This window comes from Photorhabdus luminescens subsp. luminescens, from assembly GCF_001083805.1.
Classification (GTDB): Bacteria; Pseudomonadota; Gammaproteobacteria; order Enterobacterales; family Enterobacteriaceae; genus Photorhabdus; species Photorhabdus luminescens.
This window is the reverse complement of the sequence record NZ_JXSK01000013.1, coordinates 1-26,395: the sequence shown is the minus strand read 5'-3', so window position 1 is coordinate 26,395 and position 26,395 is coordinate 1. Positions and strand designations below refer to the sequence as shown.

At 38.1% G+C, this 26,395-nt stretch carries 22 protein-coding genes; 7 read left to right on the top strand and 15 right to left on the bottom strand.

The genetic code is table 11. The features are described 5' to 3' along the window. Positions 1–499: 499 nt before the first annotated feature. The 7 genes from TI10_RS22110 to TI10_RS26750 all read left to right on the top strand — a co-directional run bounded on the left by TI10_RS22110 (position 500) and on the right by TI10_RS26750 (position 9,178). The gene (locus tag TI10_RS22110) at positions 500–3,217 is read left to right on the top strand and encodes a CRISPR-associated helicase/endonuclease Cas3 (protein WP_049585517.1); all 2,718 of its coding nucleotides are present in this window, start codon (positions 500–502) and stop codon (positions 3,215–3,217) included. Between the two features lie 14 nt (positions 3,218–3,231). After that, on the top strand, positions 3,232–4,836 hold the full coding sequence (gene casA / locus TI10_RS22105) for a type I-E CRISPR-associated protein Cse1/CasA (RefSeq protein ID WP_049585515.1): 1,605 nt from the start codon (positions 3,232–3,234) through the stop codon (positions 4,834–4,836). Further along, entirely contained in the window at positions 4,836–5,417 is a 582-nt protein-coding gene (gene casB / locus TI10_RS22100) for a type I-E CRISPR-associated protein Cse2/CasB (RefSeq protein ID WP_049585513.1), read from the top strand. Before casA ends, casB begins: the two co-directional genes overlap by 1 nt. A 20-nt stretch (positions 5,418–5,437) precedes the next feature. Further along, positions 5,438–6,472, top strand: a complete 1,035-nt coding sequence (gene cas7e / locus TI10_RS22095) for a type I-E CRISPR-associated protein Cas7/Cse4/CasC (RefSeq protein WP_049585511.1) — start codon at positions 5,438–5,440, stop codon at positions 6,470–6,472. Between the two features lie 10 nt (positions 6,473–6,482). Continuing rightward, the gene (gene cas5e / locus TI10_RS22090) at positions 6,483–7,229 is read left to right on the top strand and encodes a type I-E CRISPR-associated protein Cas5/CasD (RefSeq protein WP_049585509.1); all 747 of its coding nucleotides are present in this window, start codon (positions 6,483–6,485) and stop codon (positions 7,227–7,229) included. Continuing rightward, positions 7,216–7,890 (top strand): type I-E CRISPR-associated protein Cas6/Cse3/CasE, encoded by a 675-nt coding sequence (gene cas6e / locus TI10_RS22085; RefSeq protein WP_049585507.1) that lies wholly within the window; start codon positions 7,216–7,218, stop codon positions 7,888–7,890. The genes cas5e and cas6e overlap by 14 nt, the downstream gene beginning before the upstream one ends. A 901-nt stretch (positions 7,891–8,791) precedes the next feature. Further along, positions 8,792–9,178: an IS1 family transposase gene (locus TI10_RS26750; RefSeq protein ID WP_074524913.1), complete on the top strand. Its 387-nt coding sequence runs from the start codon at positions 8,792–8,794 to the stop codon at positions 9,176–9,178. Between the two features lie 50 nt (positions 9,179–9,228). Here TI10_RS26750 and TI10_RS22075 read toward each other — a convergent pair whose 3' ends face one another. The 15 genes from TI10_RS22075 to TI10_RS22010 form a co-directional block, all read right to left on the bottom strand. Then, on the bottom strand, positions 9,229–10,488 hold the full coding sequence (locus TI10_RS22075) for a pyridoxal-dependent decarboxylase, exosortase A system-associated (protein ID WP_053093495.1): 1,260 nt from the start codon (positions 10,486–10,488) through the stop codon (positions 9,229–9,231). A gap of 186 nt (positions 10,489–10,674) precedes the next feature. Next, positions 10,675–11,613, bottom strand: a complete 939-nt coding sequence (locus TI10_RS22070) for a ketoacyl-ACP synthase III family protein (RefSeq protein WP_049585505.1) — start codon at positions 11,611–11,613, stop codon at positions 10,675–10,677. Between the two features lie 5 nt (positions 11,614–11,618). Beyond that, positions 11,619–12,533, bottom strand: a complete 915-nt coding sequence (locus TI10_RS22065) for a transglutaminase domain-containing protein (RefSeq protein ID WP_049585504.1) — start codon at positions 12,531–12,533, stop codon at positions 11,619–11,621. Further along, the gene (locus tag TI10_RS22060; RefSeq protein ID WP_049585503.1) at positions 12,526–13,458 is read right to left on the bottom strand and encodes an alpha/beta hydrolase family protein; all 933 of its coding nucleotides are present in this window, start codon (positions 13,456–13,458) and stop codon (positions 12,526–12,528) included. The genes TI10_RS22065 and TI10_RS22060 overlap by 8 nt, the downstream gene beginning before the upstream one ends. Before the next feature lie 369 nt (positions 13,459–13,827). After that, on the bottom strand, positions 13,828–15,393 hold the full coding sequence (locus TI10_RS22055; protein ID WP_049585502.1) for an AMP-binding protein: 1,566 nt from the start codon (positions 15,391–15,393) through the stop codon (positions 13,828–13,830). Next, the gene (locus TI10_RS22050; RefSeq protein WP_049585500.1) at positions 15,390–16,337 is read right to left on the bottom strand and encodes a ketoacyl-ACP synthase III family protein; all 948 of its coding nucleotides are present in this window, start codon (positions 16,335–16,337) and stop codon (positions 15,390–15,392) included. The genes TI10_RS22055 and TI10_RS22050 overlap by 4 nt, the downstream gene beginning before the upstream one ends. Continuing rightward, positions 16,334–19,375 (bottom strand): efflux RND transporter permease subunit, encoded by a 3,042-nt coding sequence (locus TI10_RS22045; protein ID WP_049585498.1) that lies wholly within the window; start codon positions 19,373–19,375, stop codon positions 16,334–16,336. The genes TI10_RS22050 and TI10_RS22045 overlap by 4 nt, the downstream gene beginning before the upstream one ends. Continuing rightward, positions 19,372–20,445, bottom strand: coding sequence for an efflux RND transporter periplasmic adaptor subunit (locus TI10_RS22040; protein WP_049585496.1), 1,074 nt, complete (start codon positions 20,443–20,445; stop codon positions 19,372–19,374). Before TI10_RS22040 ends, TI10_RS22045 begins: the two co-directional genes overlap by 4 nt. Further along, on the bottom strand, positions 20,442–22,019 hold the full coding sequence (locus TI10_RS22035) for a class I adenylate-forming enzyme family protein (RefSeq protein ID WP_049585494.1): 1,578 nt from the start codon (positions 22,017–22,019) through the stop codon (positions 20,442–20,444). The genes TI10_RS22040 and TI10_RS22035 overlap by 4 nt, the downstream gene beginning before the upstream one ends. Before the next feature lie 25 nt (positions 22,020–22,044). Then, positions 22,045–23,415, bottom strand: a complete 1,371-nt coding sequence (locus TI10_RS22030) for an MATE family efflux transporter (protein ID WP_049585491.1) — start codon at positions 23,413–23,415, stop codon at positions 22,045–22,047. 34 nt (positions 23,416–23,449) lie between these two features. After that, on the bottom strand, positions 23,450–24,190 hold the full coding sequence (locus TI10_RS22025; RefSeq protein ID WP_244161690.1) for an acyl-CoA dehydrogenase family protein: 741 nt from the start codon (positions 24,188–24,190) through the stop codon (positions 23,450–23,452). Next, a complete protein-coding gene (locus TI10_RS26270; RefSeq protein ID WP_244161689.1) occupies positions 24,133–24,528 on the bottom strand; it encodes a hypothetical protein in 396 nt (131 codons plus the stop codon). Before TI10_RS26270 ends, TI10_RS22025 begins: the two co-directional genes overlap by 58 nt. Beyond that, the gene (locus tag TI10_RS22020; RefSeq protein WP_049585489.1) at positions 24,521–25,195 is read right to left on the bottom strand and encodes a hypothetical protein; all 675 of its coding nucleotides are present in this window, start codon (positions 25,193–25,195) and stop codon (positions 24,521–24,523) included. Before TI10_RS22020 ends, TI10_RS26270 begins: the two co-directional genes overlap by 8 nt. 10 nt (positions 25,196–25,205) lie before the next feature. Further along, entirely contained in the window at positions 25,206–26,084 is an 879-nt protein-coding gene (locus TI10_RS22015; RefSeq protein ID WP_049585487.1) for a hypothetical protein, read from the bottom strand. A 1-nt stretch (position 26,085) separates the two neighbouring features. Next, positions 26,086–26,352, bottom strand: coding sequence for an acyl carrier protein (locus tag TI10_RS22010; RefSeq protein WP_240042845.1), 267 nt, complete (start codon positions 26,350–26,352; stop codon positions 26,086–26,088). Between the last annotated feature and the right edge of the window lie 43 nt (positions 26,353–26,395).

Sequence of the window (26,395 nt, the reverse complement as noted above, 5' to 3'; positions counted from 1 at the left end):
GAATGGTCAAATGACCATAAAAAATTTCCGGGTTAATTACGCCGTTATCTTAGAAAAGCTATTAATTAGTTCTTTCGTTATGTCGTCGCATCAGGGCTTAAATTTGTAAAGATGAGGATTAAAATCGATTTACGAAATAATTGTAATTGACATCGTTAAACACCCGCCAGTATTTTCATCCCACTTTGGCCTGACATCATATACGCAGGGTTATCAGTGTAAATGAACTTTGGTAAAACGAGTACCGACATTACATGTAATTATCTTTATTTATCAAATAGATGAATATAGGTTGGCTACCCGCTCAAACTGTTCCTTGCACTATGATGTCACTTTAATTCTGGCTTATGTTCAGAGGTCGGCCAAAGATTCATCTGTTTAGGTAATGAGTTTTTATACAGAATTATCCTAAAAAAACAGAAACTAGTATTTTTCTGATCTAAATTTTCGCATTATGTTCTAAAAATAGGTAAAACAGATGTTTAAGTAAGGATTTCAGATGGAAATGCCAATTTATTTTCAATACTGGGGTAAGGCGAAGCGAGTCTTAGAGGTTGATAATGCAGATTATCATCTGCTTCCTTACCATTGTTTGGATGTTGCTGCGGTAGGAATGCAGTTACTCTCTTTAGAAAGATCGTTGACTAGAGATCTTGCTAATTTTCTAGCGTTATCTACCCAGCAGCTACAAAGCATGGTCTCTTTTATATTGGCTTTGCACGATATTGGTAAATTTGCATCTGCTTTTCAAAAATTACTTCCCGGTCTGGAGGTCGGTCTGCATCGACCAGATTGCTCTAAAGAGTCTGGCGGCCGTTATTTTTGTCATGATCGTATAGGGTTATATTTCTGGGAAAATATCAAACCGGAGTTACTTAATAGGCTGGTTAATATTGAAGGTGTGGAGCGAAGAGAACAGCGAGAGATGTTTGATACCTTAATGGTATTCATGGATTGTGTATTAGGGCATCACGGCCAGCCCATTGATAAAACACACTATAAAGCGATTAAACATTTTATTGAACCTCATAATCTTACTGCTGCCACACTCTTTGTTCATCATTTGGTTGAATTATTTCAACCTGAGTTTCCCATTGAAAAATTACAATCTAAAGAGTGGCGACGGCGATTGGAACAAGTGAGTTGGCAGTTTGCCGGTATTGCAATATTGGCGGATTGGATTGGTTCTGATAATCATTATTTTACCTATCAATCCGAACCTATGCCATTAGCAGATTATTGGCAACATGCGCAAGCAATGGCAAAAAAAGCGGTTATGGCGACCAATTTAGGTAAGGCGCCGGTCATTAAGCCGTTTATTTCCATCCAGGAATATTACGGTTTTGCCGCAACACCGTTGCAACAGTGGGTCGAATCAATATCTGTAGATAATTCTCCTCAACTATTTATTTTGGAAGATGTGACTGGGGCAGGTAAAACAGAAGCCGCGTTTGCGCTTACTCATCGTTTGATGCAAGCAAAAGCCGCTGATGGTTTTTATTTTGGTTTGCCTACAATGGCGTCTTCTAATGCAATATTTAGTCGAATTGCTAAACATTATCAGCAAATGCTATCAATAGAGGATGACAGTAAGCCGAATATCGTTTTAGCTCATGGTATGCGGGAGATGAATAATCAATTTCGTGAACCCGTTTTAGCGTTAGGTCATCCAGATAGAAACTATGGTAAAACAGATATTCCCTCTTCGGCGCAATGCAATCAATGGTTAGCCGATCCACGTAAACAGGCTCTGTTAGCGCCTGTTGGCATCGGAGCGATTGATCAGGCTTTATTGGCTGTCTTACCAAGGCGCTATCAATCACTGAGATTATTTGGGCTTAATCGTAAAGTACTCATCGTTGATGAAGTCCATGCTGCTGATGAATTTATGTTTAATTTATTGGAAAATTTATTAGCGCTGCATCTTTATCAGGGTGGTTCAGCCATTTTGTTGACAGCAACATTGACCTTTAAACAGCGTCAGCGTTTAACGGATATTTGGCTGAATGCGGGTGGACTAAATTCTCAATTATTGCAAAAAACGGATTTTCCTTTAGCAACCAAAATAAGTTTAAATGCCATATCGCCTGTTATTGAGCAACCGTTATCAAGTCGAAAAGATGTTAGCCGGGAAGTTAAAGTTGATTTCTTAAATAGCTTTGGCAGTTGTGTTGAAAAGGTATTAGCCGCCATTGTACAAGGGCAATGTGTCGTTTGGATACGAAATACAGTGGATGATGTTATTGAAGCTTATCAGACGCTGCAAAGTTTGCTGACTGAACCTGAGCGCTGTTTATTATTTCATAGCCAGTTTATTTTGCAGCATCGAAAAGAGATTGAAAATCATGTCATGACTATTTTTGGTAAAAATAGTCAGGGTGAAATGCGGCGAGGCAAAGCATTAATCGCCACACAAATATTTCAGGAAAGTTTAGATACTGATGCCGATGTCATGATTTCAGATATTTGTCCTATTGATGATCTCATTCAGCGAGCCGGGCGTTTGCATCGTCATACTCGCGATAGTGATGGTATTTATCGATGGGGTATTAAAGATTCACGCCCTGCGCCAATATTGTTTGTTCACGCGCCTGAATGGCGGGAGCAACCTGGATCAGATTGGCTAAGCTATAATTTTCGTAACACGCAATGTGTTTATCGCTCGCCTGCGCGTTTGTGGTTAAGCATGCGCGTGTTGAGAAAATTGGGGGCTATACGTATGCCTGCGGAAACTCGCCAATTAATTGAGGCAGTTTATGGTCATGCTTATGAGCAAGCGCCTGAAGTGTTAAAACACCAAGATAATGAATTCATTAACGAGGAGCGAAGCCAGACAGCTAAAGCTAAATCTTTTTGGTTACAGTGGCAATTATATGGTTATTGTGATCGCAGTGCTGATCATTGGTATGAAGATGATGCCGATATTAATGCTCGCTACAGTGATATTGAAACTGTTGAGGTGTTAATTCTGAAAAAAAGAGGTTTAAGGCAACTGGTACCTTGGGTAAATTCAGGCGAATTTTCGGTGTCACTGAGTACGATTAAATTATCCAGATATAAGTATGCAAATAAATTAGCTCCCATTCCGACAGAGTTAATACCCGCTCTCAATGCTTTGCAGCAGAGATATTACCAAATTAGATATTTGCAACCTTGGTTGCCAGAGCAAGATCCGAATTTTACTTATTCTTCAACAATAGGTTTTTGTGAAAGATAAAAGCAGGAGGTGTTATGAACTTAGTTCAGGACCCGTGGTTGCCCTTTCGATTACGTGATGGTAGTGAAAAAGTACTGCCTATTAATGCGATATGTGATCATGATGTTATGGACTTTGCTTTACCGCGAGCTGATTTTCAAGGAGCAGCTTGCCAATTTGCTATTGGTTTATTACAAACCGTTTTTGCGCCAGAAGATAAATATCAATGGCATGCTCTATATGAAGCATCGCCTGATAAAAAGATATTACAACAAGCTTTTAATAAAGTGGTACATGCTTTCAATGTTACCGGTATAGGGCCTCTTTTTATGCAGGATTTTGATCCGCTGCAAACAGTGAAATCAACCACTGTAGCTGGATTATTAATTGAAGCGCCGGGAGCGAATGGTTTAAGACTTAATACAGATCATTTTATTAAACGTGGCATTGGAGACGTGATGTCCCTTGAAATGGCGGCTCTGGCGCTGTTTACCTTACAAATTAATGCGCCGTCAGGAGGAGTGGGCCATCGGGTAGGATTACGAGGCGGAGGGCCATTAACCACGTTAATAGTGCCGCAACAAACGGATACCACATTATGGCAAAAACTGTGGTTAAACGTTATTAGTCGAAGTGAATGGCATTATTCAGAACCTGATTTAACCAGTGCTCAGATTTTTCCCTGGTTAGCGCCAACAAAAGTGAGTGTTAATGATGGGACAGAAATTTATGCTGAGGATGTGCATCCCTTACATATGTATTGGGCAATGCCGAGACGTATACGTCTTGTGGTGGAAGAGGGAGAAAATGTTTGCAAAATTTCAGGTAAATATTCTGCATTCACTGTCTCTGAATATCGGACACAAAATTACGGCGGCAATTATTCCGGTAATTGGACTCATCCGTTAACGCCCTATAAATGGGATCTGAAAAAATCGACACAACATTTATCTATTAAAGGCCAACCTGGAGGGGTGACGTATAAAATTTGGGATGCTTTGGTATTTACCAGCCATGAGAGAGGGCAACGTTGTGCGCCGGTCGTAAGCCATTTTTATGCTTTATGTTGTCATTTTGCTGAACTGCGAAGGGTAATGCCTCGTCTGTGGGTGTTTGGCTACGATATGGATAATATGAAAGCCCGTTGTTGGTATTCTGTCACTGTGCCGCTGTTTTTTGTCTTACCAGAACAGCAGGAAAAGATTCTATATCAAATCAAAGAGCTGCAAAAATTGGCAACCAATATGATTTGGCTATGCCGAAATCAAATAAAAGCAGCTTGGTTTGAAAAGCCCGCGGATGTGAAAGGCGACATTTCCTTTATTGACCTGATTTTTTGGCAACAAAGTGAATCCCTGTTTTTTTCTGTGGTGCATCAACTTATCAATAATAGACGTTTGGAGGCGCCTTTTCTGACACCAGAGCAGGCTAAACATTGGCTTAATACCTTGCGTCGTCTCTGTAGAGATTTATTCGATGAATATGTTGCTTTATCTGAATTGGGTAATGAGCGCTCAATGGCAAAACGTATGAAAGCGCGTCAACAGTTAATCATCGGGCTATATGGACAAAAAGCTTTAAAAGAGATCAACACATTTATTACCAATCACCATATTCACTCTGGTCAAGAGGAAATGTAATGGACAGCAAGATCGAAGTCATATTATTGCGTTGGTGGCAAAGTATGTTTATGTCACCGAAGCAGTTAGAAGAGAAAGGTATTATTCCAGCGCCTTTGACTTATAAAGCCCAGTTAAAGCGCTGTGAAAACGTTGAGATGGCTATGTTAACTGAAGGTTTTCGGGATTTATGGTTTAGTTTACCGGATGAAATTAGCTTATCGGATAATCCAGTAAAATTGGAATATTGGGCCACGATGGCGGCAACATTAGTTTATGTTAAAAGCAACAGTGATATTACATTGGCAGTAGCGGCGGGTAAGAAAGGAGGAGGAAATAAACCGGTTGTCAGTGAATTAAGATTTTCACAATTACAAAATGCTAAAACACCGAACGAATTACTACGTCGATTACGTCAAGTTTTACAGAAAGTTAAAGGCAATATTTCTGTTTTGGCTTTAGCGCGGGACATTGAGGAATGGTTCGCTGAATATGGACAATTACGGCCATGTAAGGCGGATAAGCGTATCAAGGTGAAGTGGGTTATGGATTATTACCGTGCAGCGAGTGGTAAATCGGTTGATTTATCGGATTTTCATTAATTGAGTTTAGGATGATTATTATGAGTCAGTTTATTCAATTACACTTATTAACTTCCTATGCGCCATCTAATCTGAATCGAGATGATTTAGGCCGGCCTAAAACAGCGAGAATGGGCGGTTTTGAACGTTTACGCGTGAGTTCTCAAAGTTTAAAACGCCACTGGCGTACTTCTGAATTATTTGAACAGGTGTTATCAGAGAATATTGGTATTCGCACCAAGCGATTTGGTATTAAGGTATTTGACGCTTTGGTCAGTGCTGGAGTGAAAGAAAAATCCGCGAAAGCATTGGCTACAACGATTGCCGGTGTTTTTGGAAAAACAAAAAAAGATGCTTTAGAAATTGAACAATTGGCGCATATCAGCCCGGCAGAGCAACGATCTGTCATGTCGTTAATTGAGGTGCTGGCGGAAGAAAACCGGGGACCAACAGCCGAAGAGCTTAATTTATTAAAGACTAAACAAACGGCGGTGGATATTGCTTTGTTTGGTCGGATGTTAGCTTCAAGTCCTGCGTTTAACGTCGAGGCCGCCTGTCAGGTCGCTCATGCTATTAGTGTGCATAGTGTGGTTATTGAAGATGATTATTTTACCGCGGTGGATGATTTAAATGATGGTAAGGAAGATACCGGGTCGGCCCATATCGGGGAATTGGGTTTTGCCGCCGCGTTGTTTTACAGTTATATCTGCATTAATAAAACGCAATTAATAAAAAATTTGGATGGCGATGAAACTCTTGCTAATAAAGCGATTAAAGCATTAACAGAAGCCGCTGTGAAAGTATCGCCTGCGGGTAAACAAAATAGTTTTGCTTCTCGTGCTTATGCCAGTTTTGCTCTCGCTGAGAAAGGTGAACAACAACCTCGTTCTTTATCCGTTGCATTTTTAAAACCTATTAATGACAGCGACCAAGGGCCATCGGCAATTAATGCATTAGAAAGCCAAATGCACAATATTGATCAGGTTTACGGTACTTGTGCCGATGCCCGCTATAAATTCAACACATTCACCGGGGAAGGAACTTTGACCGAGCTACTTGAATTTGTTGTGCAGTAATGGGGGCAGAATGAAAGCATATTTAGTCTTCCGATTATATGGCCCGATGGCAAGTTGGGGCCAACCTGCGGTTGGAGGAGAGCGGCCGACGGAATTGTATCCGGGTCGCTCGGCGATTTTGGGATTATTAGGCGCCGCGTTAGGTATTCGACGAGATAATGAGTCTGAATTAGCAAAATTACAAAAAAGTGTGTTAATTGCAATTAAACAGACAGTTCCTGGCTCTTTAATGCGTGATTATCATACGACGCAAGTGCCGACGCACAATAATAATGTGGTTCATCAGAACCGTAAAAGTGAATTAAGGTCAGATAAACTGAATACCATTCTGTCTAATCGTGATTATCGTTGCGATGGTATTTGGATCGTGGCTATTACATTAACTGAACATACTGGTTTTACGCTTGAACAATTACGGGATGCTTTGCTTAAACCTGTATTTATCTTGCATCTTGGACGTAAATCTTGCCCGCTTGCTTTACCTCTCTGCCCTAAACTCATTACGTCATCGGCATTAAAAACCGCGTTGGATATCCCTTTTCCACCGCTGATTCATTCTGATAGAGAGGATAAATTATGGCTAGGCGCAAATGGTACTGTGACTTATTTTTGGGAGGGGAATAAAGATGAAATGAGCTCTTCAAATATCTTAATCAGCCATCCTTGGGATGAGCCGATTAACCGGGCGCGTTGGCAATTCCGGCAACGTACTATGTATCAACTTTCTGTCGAGGAGGGTGTTGATGTATTTGTCTAAAGTTGTGCTTCGGCAATCGAGTCAAACAGCAAATATATTAGCAAAACTGGGTGCGAATGGCGTTTATACTTCTCATCAATTGTTATGGAAATTGTTTTCGTCAGACGAAAAACGTCAATTTCTATTTCGGGAAGAGTTTGGAATAATGGGATTACCCGTATTCTATGTTTTATCTAAAACATCACCTCAAACTGAGTCGCCATTGTTTGAGGTGGAAACGAAAGCATTTTATCCTCAATTGAAAGAGGGGCAACGTTTAGCTTTCAAATTACGCGTTAATCCAACAATCTGTATTACCGATCCTTCTGGAAAACGTCAGCGTCATGATGTCTTGATGCATGCTAAGTTTCTGGCAAGGCAGCAAGGTGAAACGGAGCAGGGGAAAATAAAAGCCATGATGGATAATGCTGCCCGTAATTGGTTGTTGAATAATCGCCGTATGCAGCAGTGGGGCATTCAGTTTGACGATTTACTGGATGTTGAAGGTTATACCCAGCATCGAAGCGTAAAAAAGCAGGGGCAGAAAATACAATTTTCCAGCGTTGATTTCCAAGGACTTTTGACAGTGACCGATGGCGAGCTATATTTGGAACAGTATGCAAAAGGCTTTGGTCGTGCTAAAGCGATGGGATGCGGATTGATGCTAATCAGATCAGTGTAATGGAAATTTATTTTTGTCGGAGCTAGTAATGCAATATTCTTTGTTGTATTGGGATATTGATGTTAAAGGTAAAGGTGGCGCATTCGCGGTTGTTAAGTGTTTGTGTTACATTTCGAAAGCATGGTAAAAAGTGATATTGCTAATGAATATCATTCTGTAGAGTAGAGGAAGTAGTCGCTACTTACGGAAATATGGATAAAATAATTACCGTGTTCCTCACGCCTGTGGGGATGAACCTGAATTTTGGTACACATTTGAACCAGACAGAATATGTTCCCTGTGTTTAATGGGATAAACCGCTATAATTAATGATAGGATGTCGTGTTAGTAGACGTTCCTGAGCGTTACCGGGGTGACCCAAACTCGATGTATCTCGTCAACGAGAGGATTTAAGTGTTCCCTGCATTTGCGGGGATAAACCGCGGCATGAGTGATGTTTTACTATGTTGACTAAATGTTCCCTGTACTGACGGGGATGGACCTAGCAGTGCTCCAAATAGTTGTAAAGTTAAAGATGTATTCCCTGTATTAACGGGGATAAACCGTGTGAAAATGACGCTGATAATCGGCTTTCCTGATGCTCCCTGCCTCTAATGGGGATAAACCGGACAGTAACAGTGATAAAGTCGGTAGTAAGCGGTGTTCCCTGTGTCCACGGGGGTGAACCAAACTGATACTGTTGTGTCTTAGGGGTTGGAAGCGTGTTCCCTGTTATTGACGGGGATAAACCGAACAGCTAGCGTTTTAGCTGGCAGAGATAGACTTGTTCCCTGTTTCTACGGGGGTAAACCGCTAAATACAGAGCTATCGCCATTTGTTACAACTTGTTCCCCGTAATCTACGGGGATCAACCGTCATCCGGAAAGGTCATTGACATAGAAAGTCAGAGTTCCTTGAATTGATGGGGATAAACCAGATTCAGGTTTTGGATGATAGCTGGAGTGGAAATGCTCCCCGTTTTTACGGGGAAATGATGATGGTGTTGTTGAGGGATAACTGCAATATTGTCTTGTGGTTTCTCTCTCAGCTTTCGATAAGCCTTTGGGAAGGGGAGTTATGTCAAAGAAATTGGTCCCAGAAAAGCACATTTGGTAGGAAAAATTTTTACCTATGTATAAAGCGGTATAATCTCAATCGACGAACATATATCAAGAAATTGGCAATAAGGACAATTTGTTATTCACGTCCAATGGAAATCCATGAAAAACCCATTGGAGCATATATTGAAAGGCATCACAAAATATACCCAATGTATAATTTGGGGGTTTCCCCCCAAAAAATCACATAATAAATCTAAAACAATATTTCTAAAATAATCAACAAAATGTATTGATACCATTAAACTAATATTTCTACTGCATTTGTTTGGCTTAGAAAATGATTTGGACTTGCGCTTAAACCATAAGCGCCAGATTGAAAAATTACCACTAAATCCCCCGGAATTGCCGCTGACATATCTCCTTGATGAACAAGGATATCTAGTGGGGTACAGAGTGGGCCAACTATATTCACTGTTTCACGTTTCTTTCCTTTAATTTTGTTACCAATGATTACAGGATAGTTTCTTCTTATTAGTTGACCCAGATTTCCTGATGCAGATAGGTGGTGATTCATTCCACCATCCGTAACTAAAAAGACCATATCGTGAGAGATCTTACGTTCAACAATTTTAGTCACATAAATTCCAGATGAAGCAACTAAATAACGACCTAACTCCAAAATAATTTCTGTTTCAGGTAGGAACTTCTCTGCACGTTCTACCAGTTTGTGCATCGCACTGCCTACTTCGGTAATATTTAGTTCTGTATCTCCCTGAAAGTAAGGGACTCCAAAACCACCTCCTAGATTAAAACGACGTATTGGAGATGGAGCAAACCGTGATAATTCAATTACTAAATCTAGAGCCTTATTTTGAGCTTCAATCAGATGCTCTGCACGTAAATTTTGTGAGCCAGGATAAATTTGAAATCCCTCAAAAACTAGGGAATCTGGACAATCACGTATAAACATCAGTGCATCAGGGACATAAATTACATCCATACCAAATTGGCGTGGTCCACCTCCCATCTTCATGCCAGAGGAGTTAAGATTATAATTAGGGTTTATACGTAAAGAAACACGTGCGCACAAACTAAGTTTTTCAGACAATATTTGAATTCGCCGTAACTCATTTAACGACTCGACATTTAACAATACCTGTGCAGAAATTGCTCTTTTTAATTCTGTATCTGTTTTACCCGGCCCTGCAAAACTAATATCTTCAGGAGAGATTCCTGTATTTAGCGCCAATGCCATTTCATTCGCAGATGCAACATCAAACCCTTCAATTTTTTGGGATAAGTGGTGGATAAGGGGTACAAAAGGATTTGCTTTAATTGCATAATGGATACTAATTTTTTCAGGTAAATATTTACGTAGTAGACGCACTTGATGGTCAATATGTTTTCTAGAATAGGCAAAAAAAGGAGTTTGTCCTATTTGAGTTTCCAGTCGGGTTAATGGTATCCCTCCTATTTCCAAACAATCGTCTTTAATGACAAATTTTTCTGCTATTTTCATCGATAAACTTTTCTGTGTCATTACATTTTTTACATTCATAATTTACCTCACATTAGAAAAAGACAGCATTAGTATATATAATTCACCAACAGAATTATAAAATTCTTATGAATAGAGTTAATCTCTGGTATTTTTAAAGTTATACCCCCCCTACCATATATATTCATGGAAATAAAAATACATTTGCTTTATTAAAAAATAAAGGATATATCCATAACTGGTTAATTACGAATAAAGTAATAAAGAGGTGCCAAATAGACCACCTACCCCAGCAGAAATCAGCAAAACTTTATCTCCTGAATGTAATTCTTCACTATTTTTCAACGAATGTAAATTAATAAGCATATCGGCACCAAAACAATGTGCTGTTTCACTAATGTTTTTAAGAAATATCTTTTCTATAGGAATGTTCATAAATTCTGCTGCTCGACGCCATATTAAAATATTCACATTATGTGGAATAATATAAGATATTTCATCCATCGTAATATCCGCCTGCCGTAATACATCTTGAATCACAGATTGTAATCTGAGTTGATAATTCGCTGCAAAATCTCGATAGGCATCAGAATTAGTTGGTAACCAAATACCTTGAGAATACCCTGGATAATTATGTATAGAATGAGCAAGAATGCTTGGACCTTTCCCGTTAAGAGATAGCAAAGTGGCGGCGGCGGCATCACCGATTACCGCTACATTAGGAACTATTCTAAGTTCAAAACTGTCAGCAATTTCCCCGACTACTATCAAAGCTTTACTATTAGGAAGTGCATTCTGTAAATAATGTTTTGCTAAAGATAATGCGGAAAATATGGATACACAATTGTTGCTGCTGGTTCCTATAGCAACAGCATTAGGTAGCTGTAAGCGTCGAACAAGCAATGAAGCCATATTTTGACCCCATACACCACTTATAGTCCCCGTATGAGCATAAACTAGCAATACAACTTCTTGCTTAATGTGGGGAGCTTGTTGAAACAATTCCTTGCAGGGTTTTAGCAGCATTTCTTCTTCACTGCCTTCCTCTACTGGACAATGAGATAATTCATACATACGGCTAAATACCCGCGCCTCATTTTGGGTTAAACCTAAGCGTTGGTATTCCCTTTCAACCTCAAGTCTCTTTTGAGGTACATAGCTAGCAAGAGTCTCTAAAGTCATCATATGAATTATTTACTCCATATAGCATGTAAATCGACACAATAAGCACCGGATACCGGGCTAAAACTATGAACTTTTCCTCGATAACTCAGTCCACTGTAATTATTAAAAGACGTAATCAGTTCATTACATTCATCTGGTAAACAAGGATCCAACAATGCCATACGATCCAAAAAGTTTAGTTGTTGTACATCCGTCACCCTAACTCCGGGCTTTTCCTCCAGCAGTATTCCCCAGCTATCCCATATCAACGGTTCATATCCAGCCAATGAAGCTAAGTCTAAAAAGAATAAATTACGTACTATCCATTGCCCATATCCATCATCAAATCGATATCCACTGAAAATACGCTCATTCATTGTTCCTTGTCGGATATGCTTCCATATTTCTGCGCCACTAAAGAATAAATACCGAGGAAAATCTGATGGATTAACATCTAATAATGGCTTAGGAGAAACATTTAATCGACTTTCGGCATATAACCATCTAGTACCATTCCAATATTCTACCAAAGTATGATCATGCATCGGACATTCATCATTATATTGATAATGAGCAAATCCATAACGGACTCTTGCAGGAATATTTTTATGTCGCATAAAGGAACATAATAAAACCGAAAAATCCCGACAAGTAGATAATAAACGTTTTTCTGGAGGCCGAGGATTTAAAAAACCTGAATCATCAAGTAACAAAAGTTTTTTTAACATCAGTGAAACACAGCGGCTATCTATTTCTATATTACGTATAGAAATGATATCTGGGTTAAGCTTGTCTTTTTCTGTCTGATAATGAATCAATAAATTCTGAACAATAGAAATTAATTCCTCCACACCATTAGGTAAGTTATCAAGCTGAGATGAATATGATTCTGCTAATGTCACCTCAGTATGCTGCCGGTAGTGATTAATAGGATCAAACATAAATAAGCTTCCTTGGTAAAGATATAGTTTCCCCTGTGCTAAATGGCGTTATAAAAGCTGAAATATAGTTCATTATTTTATAATGCAATTCTTTTCTTGGTACATAATCACCACCACTAACGATCGAATTTAATGCTTTCAATAAAGGAGAAAACTCATAAACAAAAGCGTAATGACCAGCTCCAAATAGGATATGATGCTTAGCATGAGGCAAGTGCGTTGCGTAATCAGTTGGTGATCCTAGCAACTTCATAGTATCTCTTTCACCTGATAAAATTAAAGTAGGTAAAAGCATTTCATTTAGGGTATTAGCAAGAAACAAATTTGACAAAGCTGGAGCTAGTAAGATCACAGCACAAATATCCTTAAGCAAACATTGTTCAACTGCAAAACACGATAGCTCATCTAGTACTGATGAAAACTCTGGTTCCAGTTCAAAACAAGGCTGACAACCACACATCACTAATGCATCATACGCTCCAGCGGAATGGCCTATTACCAATAGACGCGAAAAGTTTATTCTCTCACCTAGAGTCTCTAAAAGTAACTCATTATATGCATACACTAAACGTTGAGGTCTAGTCGTCAAATTCATCCAACGATACTGAGCATCCTGAATATCTTGATGATCCACAGCTAATACAGCAAAACCTTGTGTTGATAAAAATTCGGCAAGGTATGATTGATCAAAACGCGAACCGCAAGAACCATGAGAAATTATTATCAATGGCCAATTTGTTCCCATGGGAATTGCATTTTCTTCTGATTTTGCATGTAATATATCCCTGTATCGTTTTACGGTTCCACTCCCAGCATATGCAGGATACCAAAGAGTAGCAGAAATAGTTCCTAATGAAGATGGCCAATTGTAGTGCATTACTCCACTACCAATGATGTGCAATATATCATTGACTCCATTTAGCATTTAATATAAGTCTCCAATTTATTACCATTGTTTAGTAAAATGATCAAATTCCACTATAAAACGAATGGTTTTTTATACTAATATTATTTTCATTAACTCTATAAGATACTCTTCTTATTAAATCATAGACACCATTCATTTTATTTATATTTCAAACTCCATAGCATAAATTTAATTCTATTAAGAAATATTTTTACTTTCTTTCTATACTGTTCTAATCGTGAAGATGCAGGTTTTTAACCTCATAATTATATGATTTAAAATAAAAAATTCACATATCAAACCTGCATCTTAAAATAGAATGAATATATAATTAATAGATGCTGTTTTTTAAATTAAATTTTTATTCTATAAGTTGAGTACTGACCGTTAAGAAGATACTTTACCTTCAGCAAGTTTTGCCTTTAATTTCTTATAGTCTGTTTTTCCATTACGATTTTTAGGAATAGCCCCTATCACCAATCTGGTTGGCCACATACTTCGGGGCATAAACTGCTGACATCTTTTACGCAGCTCTAGATTAGATTTTTCATGCCCAGAAATAAAGAACACTAATCCTTCAACACAGTTCCCTTCTATAATAGGCCAGCCAATAACCGCAATATCGTCAATCCCTACTGCCTTACTTAGCATTGACTCGATTTCCAAACGCTCCAAACGTTGACCATTGACTTTCAGTTGATCATCACAACGTCCTAAGAAATGAAATATTCCATCACTGTCACGCTTAACCCAGTCCCCAGTACGATACCAATAACAACTACCGTCATATTCGAAGTTATCAGCCTGTATAGAATTACTTGATAAGTAACCACTAACCACCTGTTTACCGCCAATCCATAATTCACCTTCTTCTACATCCCCCTCGCTTTGACGCGGGCGCCCAATCTTTAACTTTGTACCAGGATAAGGAGTTCCAATTGGAACAATCAATTCATTAGTTACTGTCGACTCAGGGCGCCAGCGATAACCGCAAACTGCAACTGTTGCTTCCGTTGGCCCATAAATGTTATCAATATGTGATGTAGGTGCAGCCAGATGCCAACTTTCAGCCATGCTCTGTAATAAAGGTTCTCCACAAAATAGCGATTGGCGTAAGTTAGGAAAAGAACCTGGTTCCAATTGTCGTGAGCGCTGAAAGTATAGAATAATAGAAGGCACCGATGCCCAAAATGTCAGATGTTTATCTCGAATAAACCCTCCAAGCACTAAACTGTTTTTGGAATCAAAAACATGAGTCGATGCTCCAATAGTCCAAGGAACAAATAGATCGTGGACGGAAACATCAAAGCTCAGAGGACAAATTTGAGAAAAACGATCAGCACAGGTTGGTTGATACAGAGCTATGGTATTGGAGACATAGCGTGTAACATTAGTATGTGCAACCTCAACCCCTTTAGGATTACCTGTACTACCTGATGTGAACATCAAATATGCATCAGGATTATCCGTTTTCATTTGTGCAGCAGGAATCCTGGCTAAATCAGCATGTGCGAGAAAATAGTGTTTTGGATAATCATTACACCAATTCGGACGTTGTTTGCTATCTGACAAAATTATTACTAACGGTTTATCTATATGTTTCAACAAATCGTGCAATAACTTTTGCTCCTCAGCGCAAGTCACCAATAAATCAAAGTCAGTAATTTTAGATAATAAACTCAGACCTTCAGGAGTCTCGTCTTCGTTTAATGGCAAATAAGTCTTACCGTAACACAATGAAGCTACAACACCTGCTAAGATTCCTACATTTCTTCTTCCAAGCAAAGCACAATATTTTCTCTGTGAAAGAGAGAAACCTCGGGCCAGAAGGGATGCTAACTCGTGTAGCTCACGGTAACTATATACATCATTATCAATAGATAACGCTTGGTGATCTGCATATTTCAGTGCGCTATCATGTAGCCATTCACCTAAGTGTTTAAAAACTCTCATGATTCAATGTCCTCTTTAACTAATTGAAAAATAGCAGCACCGAATACTGCCCCTAATCCTACAGTGGCAACCATTACATAATCTCCTAATCGCAGTGTATCTCTAGCAAAATTCCAGTTGATAAAGATATCTGCCCCAAAACAGTGACCTAATTCAGGTAATTTATCCAAATAAACTTTGCTCAGAGGTAACGCGATTTTTTGGGTTACATCACGCCATGAAATCAAGTTCACATTATGGGGAAAAACCCAACGGATCTGTTCCCAAGACAAATTAGATTGTTTTAAACAGCGTTCCATTACATTAGCCAAGCGTTCAGCATAACTGGTTTCAAATTGCACTTGTTCTTCTGCGGTTTGCCAGGAACCTTTAGAGTGTTGTCCATAGTAATCAATTTCTAAGGCTTTCATTTTGGCGCCATCACTTCCTAGACTAATTATGCAAGCTGTAGCGGCATCGCCACACAACGTAGTATTGGGAATCTGTTGTAAAATACCGCTAAAAGTTAGGTCAGCTGTCAGCAATAATGCATAACCTTGACCACTGTTTCCAATTAGATGATTTTGAATTACCTGCAATCCATTAAGATTAGAAGCACAGTTATTCGAGTGAATAGAGAAACAAGTTGCATTACGCAATCCCAATCGTCGGTTCAACCTCGACAACAAATTATTTGGGTAAGTCCAAGTTTCTGGAGCAGTATGCGCATGAATAAGTAAAGTAATAGATTCTATTGCTATACCATTACGTGTCAGCGTATCTTGAGCTGCGCGATACATCATTTCTTCCAGAGATATCTTACTGAGAGCAATGCGATTTAACCCATAAAAACGCTGATATATCTTGATTGCATCTTCAGATAATTGAGGCTCAATAGGAACTCGCTCCAATCCAATTTTCTGTTCTGGCAAATAAACACCAATATCATTAATTATTAGACTCACGATGTGGCTCCATTCGTTTTTTTATGTACAAAGATATAAAGCGAAGGCAGCAGGAAAAGGGTAAGGCATGAACCTACTAACATTCCCATGATAATCACCAGACCTAGTTCAAAACGAGATTCTGCCGCTGGACCGCTGGCGAATAAAAGGGGTAAGGCTCCTAATATCATGGTCAGCGTGGTTAGAACAATTGCACGTAAGCGAGACGCGGAAGCTCTCACAGTTGCATAGTAAATACTAATACCGTTTTTCTTGCATAAGTTATCAGTAGCCTGCACCATTAAAATTCCTTGCTTACTGATCAACCCAACCAAAGTCAGCATGCCAACTTGTGTAAACATATCAAGCGGCACATCAAACCAAAATAACGCTAGCAATGCACCTAGTACTGAAAAAGGAATGCTACCCAGTAAAACAATGAGTGGTCCCAGATAATTAGTAAGTTGTAATGCTAATAGACAATAAATACCTACTAATGCTATAGCAAAAGTTACTAGTAAACGTTGTCCTTCTTCTTTGCTTTGTCGTGTTTCTCCTGATAGGTCGTATGACACTCCTTGTGACTTGAGATTGTGGAGTAGCTGAAGAGCAAACTCTGTTGCTTCTGATTGCCCTATTCCCGGAGCTAACACACCTTGTAGTGTCACGGCAGCTTGTTTTTGGAATGTATTTAGAGATTCAGGACCTACTTCAGGATTCTGAGTCACCAGACTTCCTAGTCTAATAAGATTGCCATCTATACTTCGTACTTGTAGATCTAATAGTGATTGTATCGCAGCCCGTTCAGTTTTTTTCAAGGCCATGATGACGTTATAGGTCCGTCCCTCATAAATAAAAGGTTGTAGCTTAGTATTGGCGTATGCCAAATTCATACTATAACCAACATCTGAAGCGGAAATCCCCACTTTTGCCAGTTGTTCACGATCTAGTCGTATGTGAATCTGTGGAGTATCATATTTCAAATCTTTTTTCAAAAATAAAAACATACCGCTAGCACGCATTTCGCGTAACATTAGATCACTAAGCGTATCCAGACTAGCGTAATCTTTATCTTCGTGCTTGAGCACAAATTGGAAAGGTAATCCTCCGACACCTGGTAAGGAAGAAGGCAAGATTACTACCGACTGTAACGCCGGGATTTTAGCAACAATATTCTGCAATTCAGGTTGTAATTGTATTGTTGAACGTTGACGTTCGGACCAATTAATTAATCGAACAAAAGAAAGCAGTTGGTTGTCTTTTGGTACGCCTATAACATAGTTAAAATTAGCTATTTCCGGTAAGGTACTATAAATATTCTCTAATATAGGTGTATGTTGCTCAATATAGTCTGTTCCTATGACACTAGGGCCTTCTGCAATTACCATTAAACTTCCCTGATCTTCTTTAGGAGCCAATGCATGAGGTAATATAATGAACAAAATGATTACTCCAGCTAATGTAGTTGCCCATAACCATAGTGGGAAATTTCCAGTTTTCATTAGCCGGATTAAAATACGCTCATAGCTGCGACGGAAGCGAGCAAACATTTTTTCCACTCGAATTACCATCAGGGAATGTTGATGATTGGTTGATAGCATACGTGCGCACATGACGGGAGTTAGGCTAAGTGCTAATATCCCAGAGATAATTACAGCTCCAGCAAGAGTCACTGCAAATTCAGAAAATAACTTTCCTACAATTCCACCAATAAATGCTAATGGTAAATATACGATTGCTAGAGTTAAGGTCATGGTTACTAGAGATATAGCAATTTCATTCCCTCCTTTTAATGCAGCCTTATAAGGAGTGTCTCCCATTCGAATTCGATGCAGAGCTATGTCTAACACAATTATGGCATCGTCAACTACCAGCCCTGTTGCTAGAACCATTGCTAACAAGGTCAGTGTATTAATTGAAAAACCACACAAATAAATCACTAAGCACACACCAATCAAAGAGAGTGGAATGGCAATAACTGGGATCGCAACAGCTCGTAATGTTCCTGCTCCCAAAAATATTACTAGGGTGACAGCGCAACAAGTAAGTAAAATAGTGATGAAAACTTCATGTACAGCACCACCAATATATTCACTACTGTCGATAAGCACGTTAGCCTGTAAATCATAAGGAAAACTGGATTTCAATTCCCCTATAGTTTTATATATATCATCAGCAGCTAACAAGGGATTACTACCTTGTTGCCAGTTGATCAATACTATTGTGGCAGGTTTACCGTTAAAAATAGATTTAATTTCCGGCTGACTACCTCCCAATTCTATATCAGCTACATCCTTTAGACGAACCGGAGATATATTTGTTGCAGTTATAATAGATAAATTAGCAAAATCACTTATTGTTGAAAGCCCTGTTTCTGGCACAAGTTGAAAACGTAATTTGCTATCATGTAAAGCACCTCCATTCGCTTGAGCATTCTCCAATTTTAAACTTTTGCTGATATCTATTGCGGTTACACCATGGCGTTCCATACGCTCTGGATCTAACCAAATTCTCATTGCATATTCACTACCCAATATTTCTACATTCCCCACCCCTTTTAAAGATTCTAAGCGTGGTTTAACAACTCGGTGCAAAAAATCTGATACCTGTGCAGCTTGCATTGTTTCACTAGTAAATGATAATGCGAAATCAGGAATTCGTTCCGCTTCTTGACGGGAGATTTGCGGTGGCTCCATATCATTAGGAAAATGAGATATGGTATTGACTCGTTCCATGATATTAGTTAGTACTTTTTGGGTATCACTACCAATTGCCAAATGCAATACCACTTTGCTACGTCCAGTTTCTGAAGTGCTGGTGACGTAATTAATATCATCAATTCCAGATACTGCCGATAATACTTCTGACGTAACACGCCCATCCATTAGATTTGCTGAGGCGCCAGGATAAAAAGTACTGACACTAATTGCGTCTGCATCTACTCTTGGATAGAGACCTACTGGTAGATACCCTAAAGAAAACAAGCCAGCAATAAACAGCAAGCCACTAAATGTTGTTACTATGATTGGACGACGTAAAAAAAGACCGATAATTTTCATTGGTGGGTTTCCTGACGAATAGGAGCATCTGGGTATAGACGCATTTGCCCGGCAGTCACCACTAATTCACCTTTTTCTAACCCTTTCCTTACTTGGACAATGCCCTCATTATCGTCTCCAGTAACAATAGAACGGAGTTGGACTCGATTGTCTTTTACTACAAATACTGATTGCCCATAGGCACTATAACGTACAGAAACTTTGGGTATCACTAGCGTCATCTGAGGAGCGTTCGCAGGATAAGTCACCCGAACGCTAGCACCATGACGAAAATTACCTTTTTCCAATTTAGCTCGTAACGTTAGAGTTCTGTTGATAGGATTTACTTCAGTATTGACCAATGTAATGTTGGCTATACCAGTAAAACCAGAGACAGTATCACTTACATTAATCTGGACACCAGGCGATAGAGCTCCAATATCAGTTTCAGGGATATTGAATTCAACATATAAATCATTTGGATCATAAAATGAAAATAACGTTTGGCCTTCCTGAATCAACTGTCCTGGCGTCAAATCATGTAAACTAGCAACTCCAGCAAATGGAGCTGTAACCATCATTTTACGCAATGTATTTTTAAATTTTTCTACTTCACTGACAGCATGAGCTAAGTTAACGTGCTCAGCTTGTTGAGCTGCTTGTGAAATTGCCTTATTCACCAGTAAATCGGCACGCTTGGTATTTTTCTGGGTCATATCTAAGTGAGCTTCTTTTTCCTTAAGCTGAAAACGTTCAACGCGGTCATCAAAATGGTACAATACCCCATTGATTGGCACCTGCCCTCCGGCAGGTGCAATTTGCAAAATGGTCCCAGATATTTCAGCTCGAACAGGGAGATAGCGTATTGATTTAACTGTAGCAATAACACTTTTTCTATCTTGCCAATTCATTGAAGTGACTTGTGCTGTTTCAACCAAGATTGGCGGAGGCCCTTTTTGTGTAACAGATATTTTTGTATCTTTCTCCTCAGTATTATTAATTCCTCGAACAGCAACCAAGTTGATAGAAATTCCTGCAAAAATAACTGCTACAATAGCACAAGATGTCAATATCACATGATGGTGTTTCATGCGGACCGCTCCTGAATTATAGATTGGTATCTTTGACGCAGTTGATGCTTATCAAACTTTCCATTTGCATTTTTTGGTAACCGAGGTAATTGTATAAAAACACTGGGTATTTGGTGCAATTCTAACAAATTAGAACAAAAATGTTTCAAATCAGATTCTAATAGTTTCTCTTGTGTCTGGGTTGCCACAAAAGCAATAATACTATCTTCAGAACTTTCTTCACCAGAATGTACAATAACCGCGGCTTCTATAATAGAATTATGACCAAACAAAACTTTTTCAATTTCACTGAAAATTACCTTGCGGCCACGGACTTTTGCAACTTCATCCATACGACCAACGAAATAAAAATACCCCTCTTCATCCAACCAACCATAGTCACCAGAATATAGACAACGATCCCCATAAATAGGATGTATGCCAATTCTTTTTTCTGTTGCTTCGGAATTACGCCAATATCCTTGCATTACAGTTTCTCCGCGAATTAATAACTGTCCAATTTCGCCTACTGCACAGGGTTGATTATTATCATTTACAACCATAATTTGAGTATTTGGGATAGCAATCCCTACGCTATCTGGTTTGCGGTCTAGATCATCTGGAGGAAGATATGTACAACGTTTACATTCTGTCAGTCCATACATAGAAAATATTTTGGCTGTAGGGAATAGTCTTTTAATCATTGACACATGCTGTTTACGCAAAGCCATACCTGTATTGGAGACAAGACGTATAGAACTCAAATCAAAAGAACCTTTACTAGCATAAATATCAAGTAAACTATACAGTGATGATAGCCCAGGCATAATTGTGCAACGGTATTGTTGAATATGCCTTAATACTACCGGTGGAGGCGTATTATTTGACTCAAGTACCACTGTTCCCCCAACAAAAAATGCTAAAATTATCTGATATAGTCCGTAATCAAAGGCAATTGGCAATACTGCCATTACTGTATCATCGTGGTGGTACTCTAAATAATTTACCAGAGACCGTGTAGCTGCCATCATATTTTGGTGACTTAACATAACTCCTTTCGGTTCACCAGTAGAACCTGAAGTATAAATAATAGAAGCCAAATCAACACTAATTGCCTGAAGTGGAATATTAGCTTCAGAAATCGGATCGGAAATAAAATCATAAAAATTAATTAAATTATTTTCAGCATATATATTCTCAACTTCATCAACAATCAAATTAATGTTTGAAAAATAAAAATGATCATATTTTAGTAATGTTGCTGCAATCTTTGAAGAAGTGAAGAAGAAACTAGCTCCACTGTTGTTTAAAATAAATTTAATTTTTTCTTCTGGTGTATCAAATGCTATGATAGATGGACAGGCACCTAATTTTTGTGCAGCAAAAAATATAGCAATAGAGTTTACATGATTTCCTAAACAAATTACTACCTTGTCTCCTTGCTGTAGTCCATTCAGCCGCATACCTGCTGCAATAGCACATATTTGCCTCCATATATCTTTGTAAGTATAATTCTGATTGTTGAAAATTAAAGCTGTTTTTTGGGGATATGCCATTTCAGCATCTCTAATAATCTCAACCAAATTATAATTCATGTAATCATCCTGACAATTAAATTAATTAAGAGTGTATATCACCGGAAGAGCAGTTAATGTTAAAATCACTTTTTTTATTAAAAATACTAAAAGTGTAAAGCACAGAAATCCAATTAAAAATAGCAATAGTCAGATACAACCGTGTAGCATCTTCCTGCTTTAATCCTAATAATGCAGCTATTCCAATCTCCAGAGAATACAAGGTGATATTGATAAGTAGTACTCGTAATCCTTGACCAATCTGCTCTAAAGCAGTCATTAACCCTAATACTATGCCTAAGCTAAGATAGGATGGAGATACACAATTTAAATAGCGTAAAGCAGCCTCAGCAATCAATTCATCTAAAGTAAAAATCTTAACTAACCAAACTTTCAAAAAGAATACAGCAACACTAATAAATATATATATAACACCAGTGAGACTAAGACCAATCAAAAATACTTGGTTAGCTCTGACAAGATTCCGTTTAGATAAAGAATTATTATAGTGAATTGCTATAGCTGTTCCTAAGGCAATAGCAGGCAAAATAACAAACGACTGTATACGAAAAGCTATGCTAAACCCTGCTATTTCATAAACATCATAAAAAGACACCAGATAATTAAAGGAAAATAAAAAAATAAAAACAAGGGAGAAACTCCCCATTACGGGTAAAGACATCGTAAATATATCTTTTATTACTTGAAAAAATTGATCGCTCATTCTTAACCAAGATATAACCACGCCTTGACGATAGAGTAAAATACTTCCTACTAAAATAAGATAGCAGCTACCAAAAGTTGCCCCCCAAATCAGGCTTTGTAAGCCCTGATGCCAATATATCTCAGTTAAGTAAGTTGTACCTATATTAAGTACGGTACCTGATATTCCTAGTAAGCTTCCATAACGATTAAATCCAAGACCAAATAAAGTGGATAAAATTAATGTGGCAAAACCAATCATTATCCCAATAAAAAGCATAGGAATGATAAAATTCATTACTTCATCTTGCTGTGAAGATTCAATATGAAACAAATAAGAAATACCACTTCGAAAATACCATACATTGAATATGAGTATTGCCATTAATGCTAACATAGCTAAAAACAACAATAATAACCGTTGTCCTAATAGAGAAAAATTAGCACTTCCTAAATGTGAACTATACCGCAATGCAGGTACACGCAATCCTTCATGGATGGACATCATCATATAATTCAGCGGTAAGAATAATCCAGTTACATATAACATATTAGGTGAATTATGACTAATAATGCTAATGTTGATTAACACAGCAGTTGCAGAAACTACCATAGTTCCCCAAAGTGTGATGCCAGTATTCCAAAGATCACTAAGTAATTTTAACCACTGATATCGCTGAAAATGTCTCCGCTGAAATATGGATTGCATTGTCATACAAATTACCAATTTATTTGTTATATTCAATAAATTATATAGATCCAGCCAAAATATTTAGACGTTGCATATCCAGACTTCCTTCCATCCATTCATATCCTTGAATATCAGTAATTGTCTTCTGTAACCAGATATCTGTTAGAAAAAGCTCTGTTCCAACAAGCTTTGGCATGATACGAACAACTTTTTCCACAAACTCGGTAGAACAAGCTTTGGCTAATGAAACAGCTGCACCATCCAATATGTTATCATCTATTCTCAAGGCGGCACGATAATTCAGATTTCTTATAGCTTCAATTTCAATCTGCAAGGAGGAGTGGAGCTCTCGAGCTTTCACATTACTTATATGTGATATGGCAAAATCAAGTAGTGCTTGAGCACTACCTAACGCCATAGCACATACACAAGGCCTCATACGATAAAAAGTTTTTATCACTGAGTGCATACCTCTTTCTAATGGTCTACGGTGCAAGCCCAAAATGTGTTCTTCAGAGATAGGAGTTTTGTCAAAATATAGGTGGCTTAAGCCAGCACCTTGCAGTCCAGCAACAGGTAGCAACTGACGAAAAACTTTAGGATGAGAAAGGGTTTCAGGTGTCAACAAAATTACACCGATACTGTATGGCCCCGTTCCAGTTCTGACAACCATTGTTCCGATCGTAGCATCGTGTCCATTACCTACTAGCCATTTTTCAGCGTTAAGTTCAAAATCATCACTTAACAATGAAGACGGATTTCCTGCATCAGAGCCTTTGCTTGGCTCTGTGACTGCCATACAGGTACGAGCTTTATGCTGAGCCACATATTCAAAAAATAGTCTTGTTGTTCAGTTGAGCCTAATTCTCGTACAATGATACCGGAAAGAGACGGACCTGGACATGACAGCAGGACATTTGGATCTCCGTAAGCAAGCACTTCATACATTTTTGTCCTTTCCAGACAGCTACTACTGCGATCCATATAAAGTTGGTCGAAAAGCGGTGCGTCAAGATGTGATAATACAGTATTCCGATCATCTAACACCTTCAAAGACAAAGAGCGAAATAGTTGAGCTAACTCTAACCATTTTTTTCCATAATGCGTACAGGCAATAGAATCGTCAAAATTAACCATGAAACTTCCTCAAATAAACTTGATTCAGAACAGAAAAAATGTGCTGCATTTCAACCAACCCTTGTTGCAGAAGAGCTCTTCCCCCTGTTATTTTAATCAGGATATTAATCATTTCCTCAATTTCTTCAGCTGCGTGCTCAGCAAATTGTGAAGGTATTTTTTCTTTTATGTCTCCTACACACTGAAATAATAATAATTGACGCTGTATAACTTGCGCTAAACGGAGACGAATAGAGGAAATTGATAATAGAGAAACATTGCCAACCTTACGTTGGGCTGTATGATCAAGTAAAATCGATATCCATCGTTCAATCCAAATAAGTTGCATTCGTATCATTTCACATTGATAGTTAACATACTTTTTCGCTATCTCTTGTGGAGCAATATCACCATCTTTTACTTTCAATTTGCATAATAATAATCTCTGGCGCTTCAGACTATTACAGACAGGAAGAACAGTGACAGTATTTATCTCTTTCCAACTATGTTGTTTTTCATCTAAAAAGTGTAATTCTGAATTCTTCCATTGTTCTTCTGAAACTACAGCAAACCCGTTTCTCACAACAATTTTGCTTGATGTAGAGAAAACTGTTTGGGCTAATTGTTCCATCGACCAGTGAAAACGTTGTTCTTTCTTTGATTCGAATGGATAGCTGATATTAAACATGATTAGATTCCTAAATTTTTTGTAAGACAGACCATGCTATTCTTAAACTTTCCATATCATGCTCTACTAATAATATGTTCCTTCTATTTAATGGTGTTAGTGTCTTATCCGCTAGAAGTAACAATATATTCATTCCTGTGACTTCAGGTTTCAAGAAAGCAAATTTGATTGAATTTTTCCTATCTTTTGCTTCTATTTGAAAACGTATTTTTTTAAAGAAATAACCTGTACGCTCTGTTAATAATACAGTATCTTCTTCATCTAACTGCAATTGATGCAATATATTTCTTACCATGCCAAAGGCATCCAAACCATCAGCCAACTCCCATTCACTTACCTGCCCTGTTTTTAATAATATCCATTTATTTTCATTGCTTTTTTCCGTTGTGAGTAAGGCTGCAATAGCACAAGACCGCTCTGGTATTGGAAATCCGTTAGAAATATTACGAGGAATAGTATTTTGCTCCATTCCTAACAGTAATATTTTACTCGCACTATCACTAGATAAATAATTGTCAGCAATACCTAAAGCTGTGGTTGATACCAAACTTCCATTGTCACAAATGTCGAATGAGTATCCTTTAAGGTTATATTGGTCCATAAAATATGGACCAAAAGCTGAATGATCCGGATCAAACTCAGGTGTCCAATAGGCAAATATAGATAAATCAACATCACTTAAAAAAATAGAATTTTCCATTTTCTTAAGAACAGAATCGCCTAATTCAGTATAAGAGTATTGTTCACCTTCTAATAAGGTTGAATCAGTTAATTCATCTTGAGAAATACGATGCAAGTCTTTCTGGTATATGGAATAACGGTTTCTTGGGGTTTTTCTGAGAGATCTCTTATTCATTATTTCGCAGAAAACTTGATTTACGTAAATCATGTCATGATACACCATTTAGGCGTTCTAAAACATAATCACAGACAGAGCCAATACTTTGTACATCACTGGCTTCCAATGTATTTGCATCAATCATAAAATTTGGAACGTTATCCTCTAGAGACATTAAAAATGTCAGTGTAGTCATTGAATCTAGCCCAAGTTCATCACGTAATGATGTTGATTCACTTATGTCATTAAGAGAACCGACATTTAATTCTTTCGTCAAAATGTTTTTAATAATAGAAAAAATCTCTGATTTATTCATCATATTTCACCAATTTGTAGTTAATATAAAATGATATCTTAGGGAG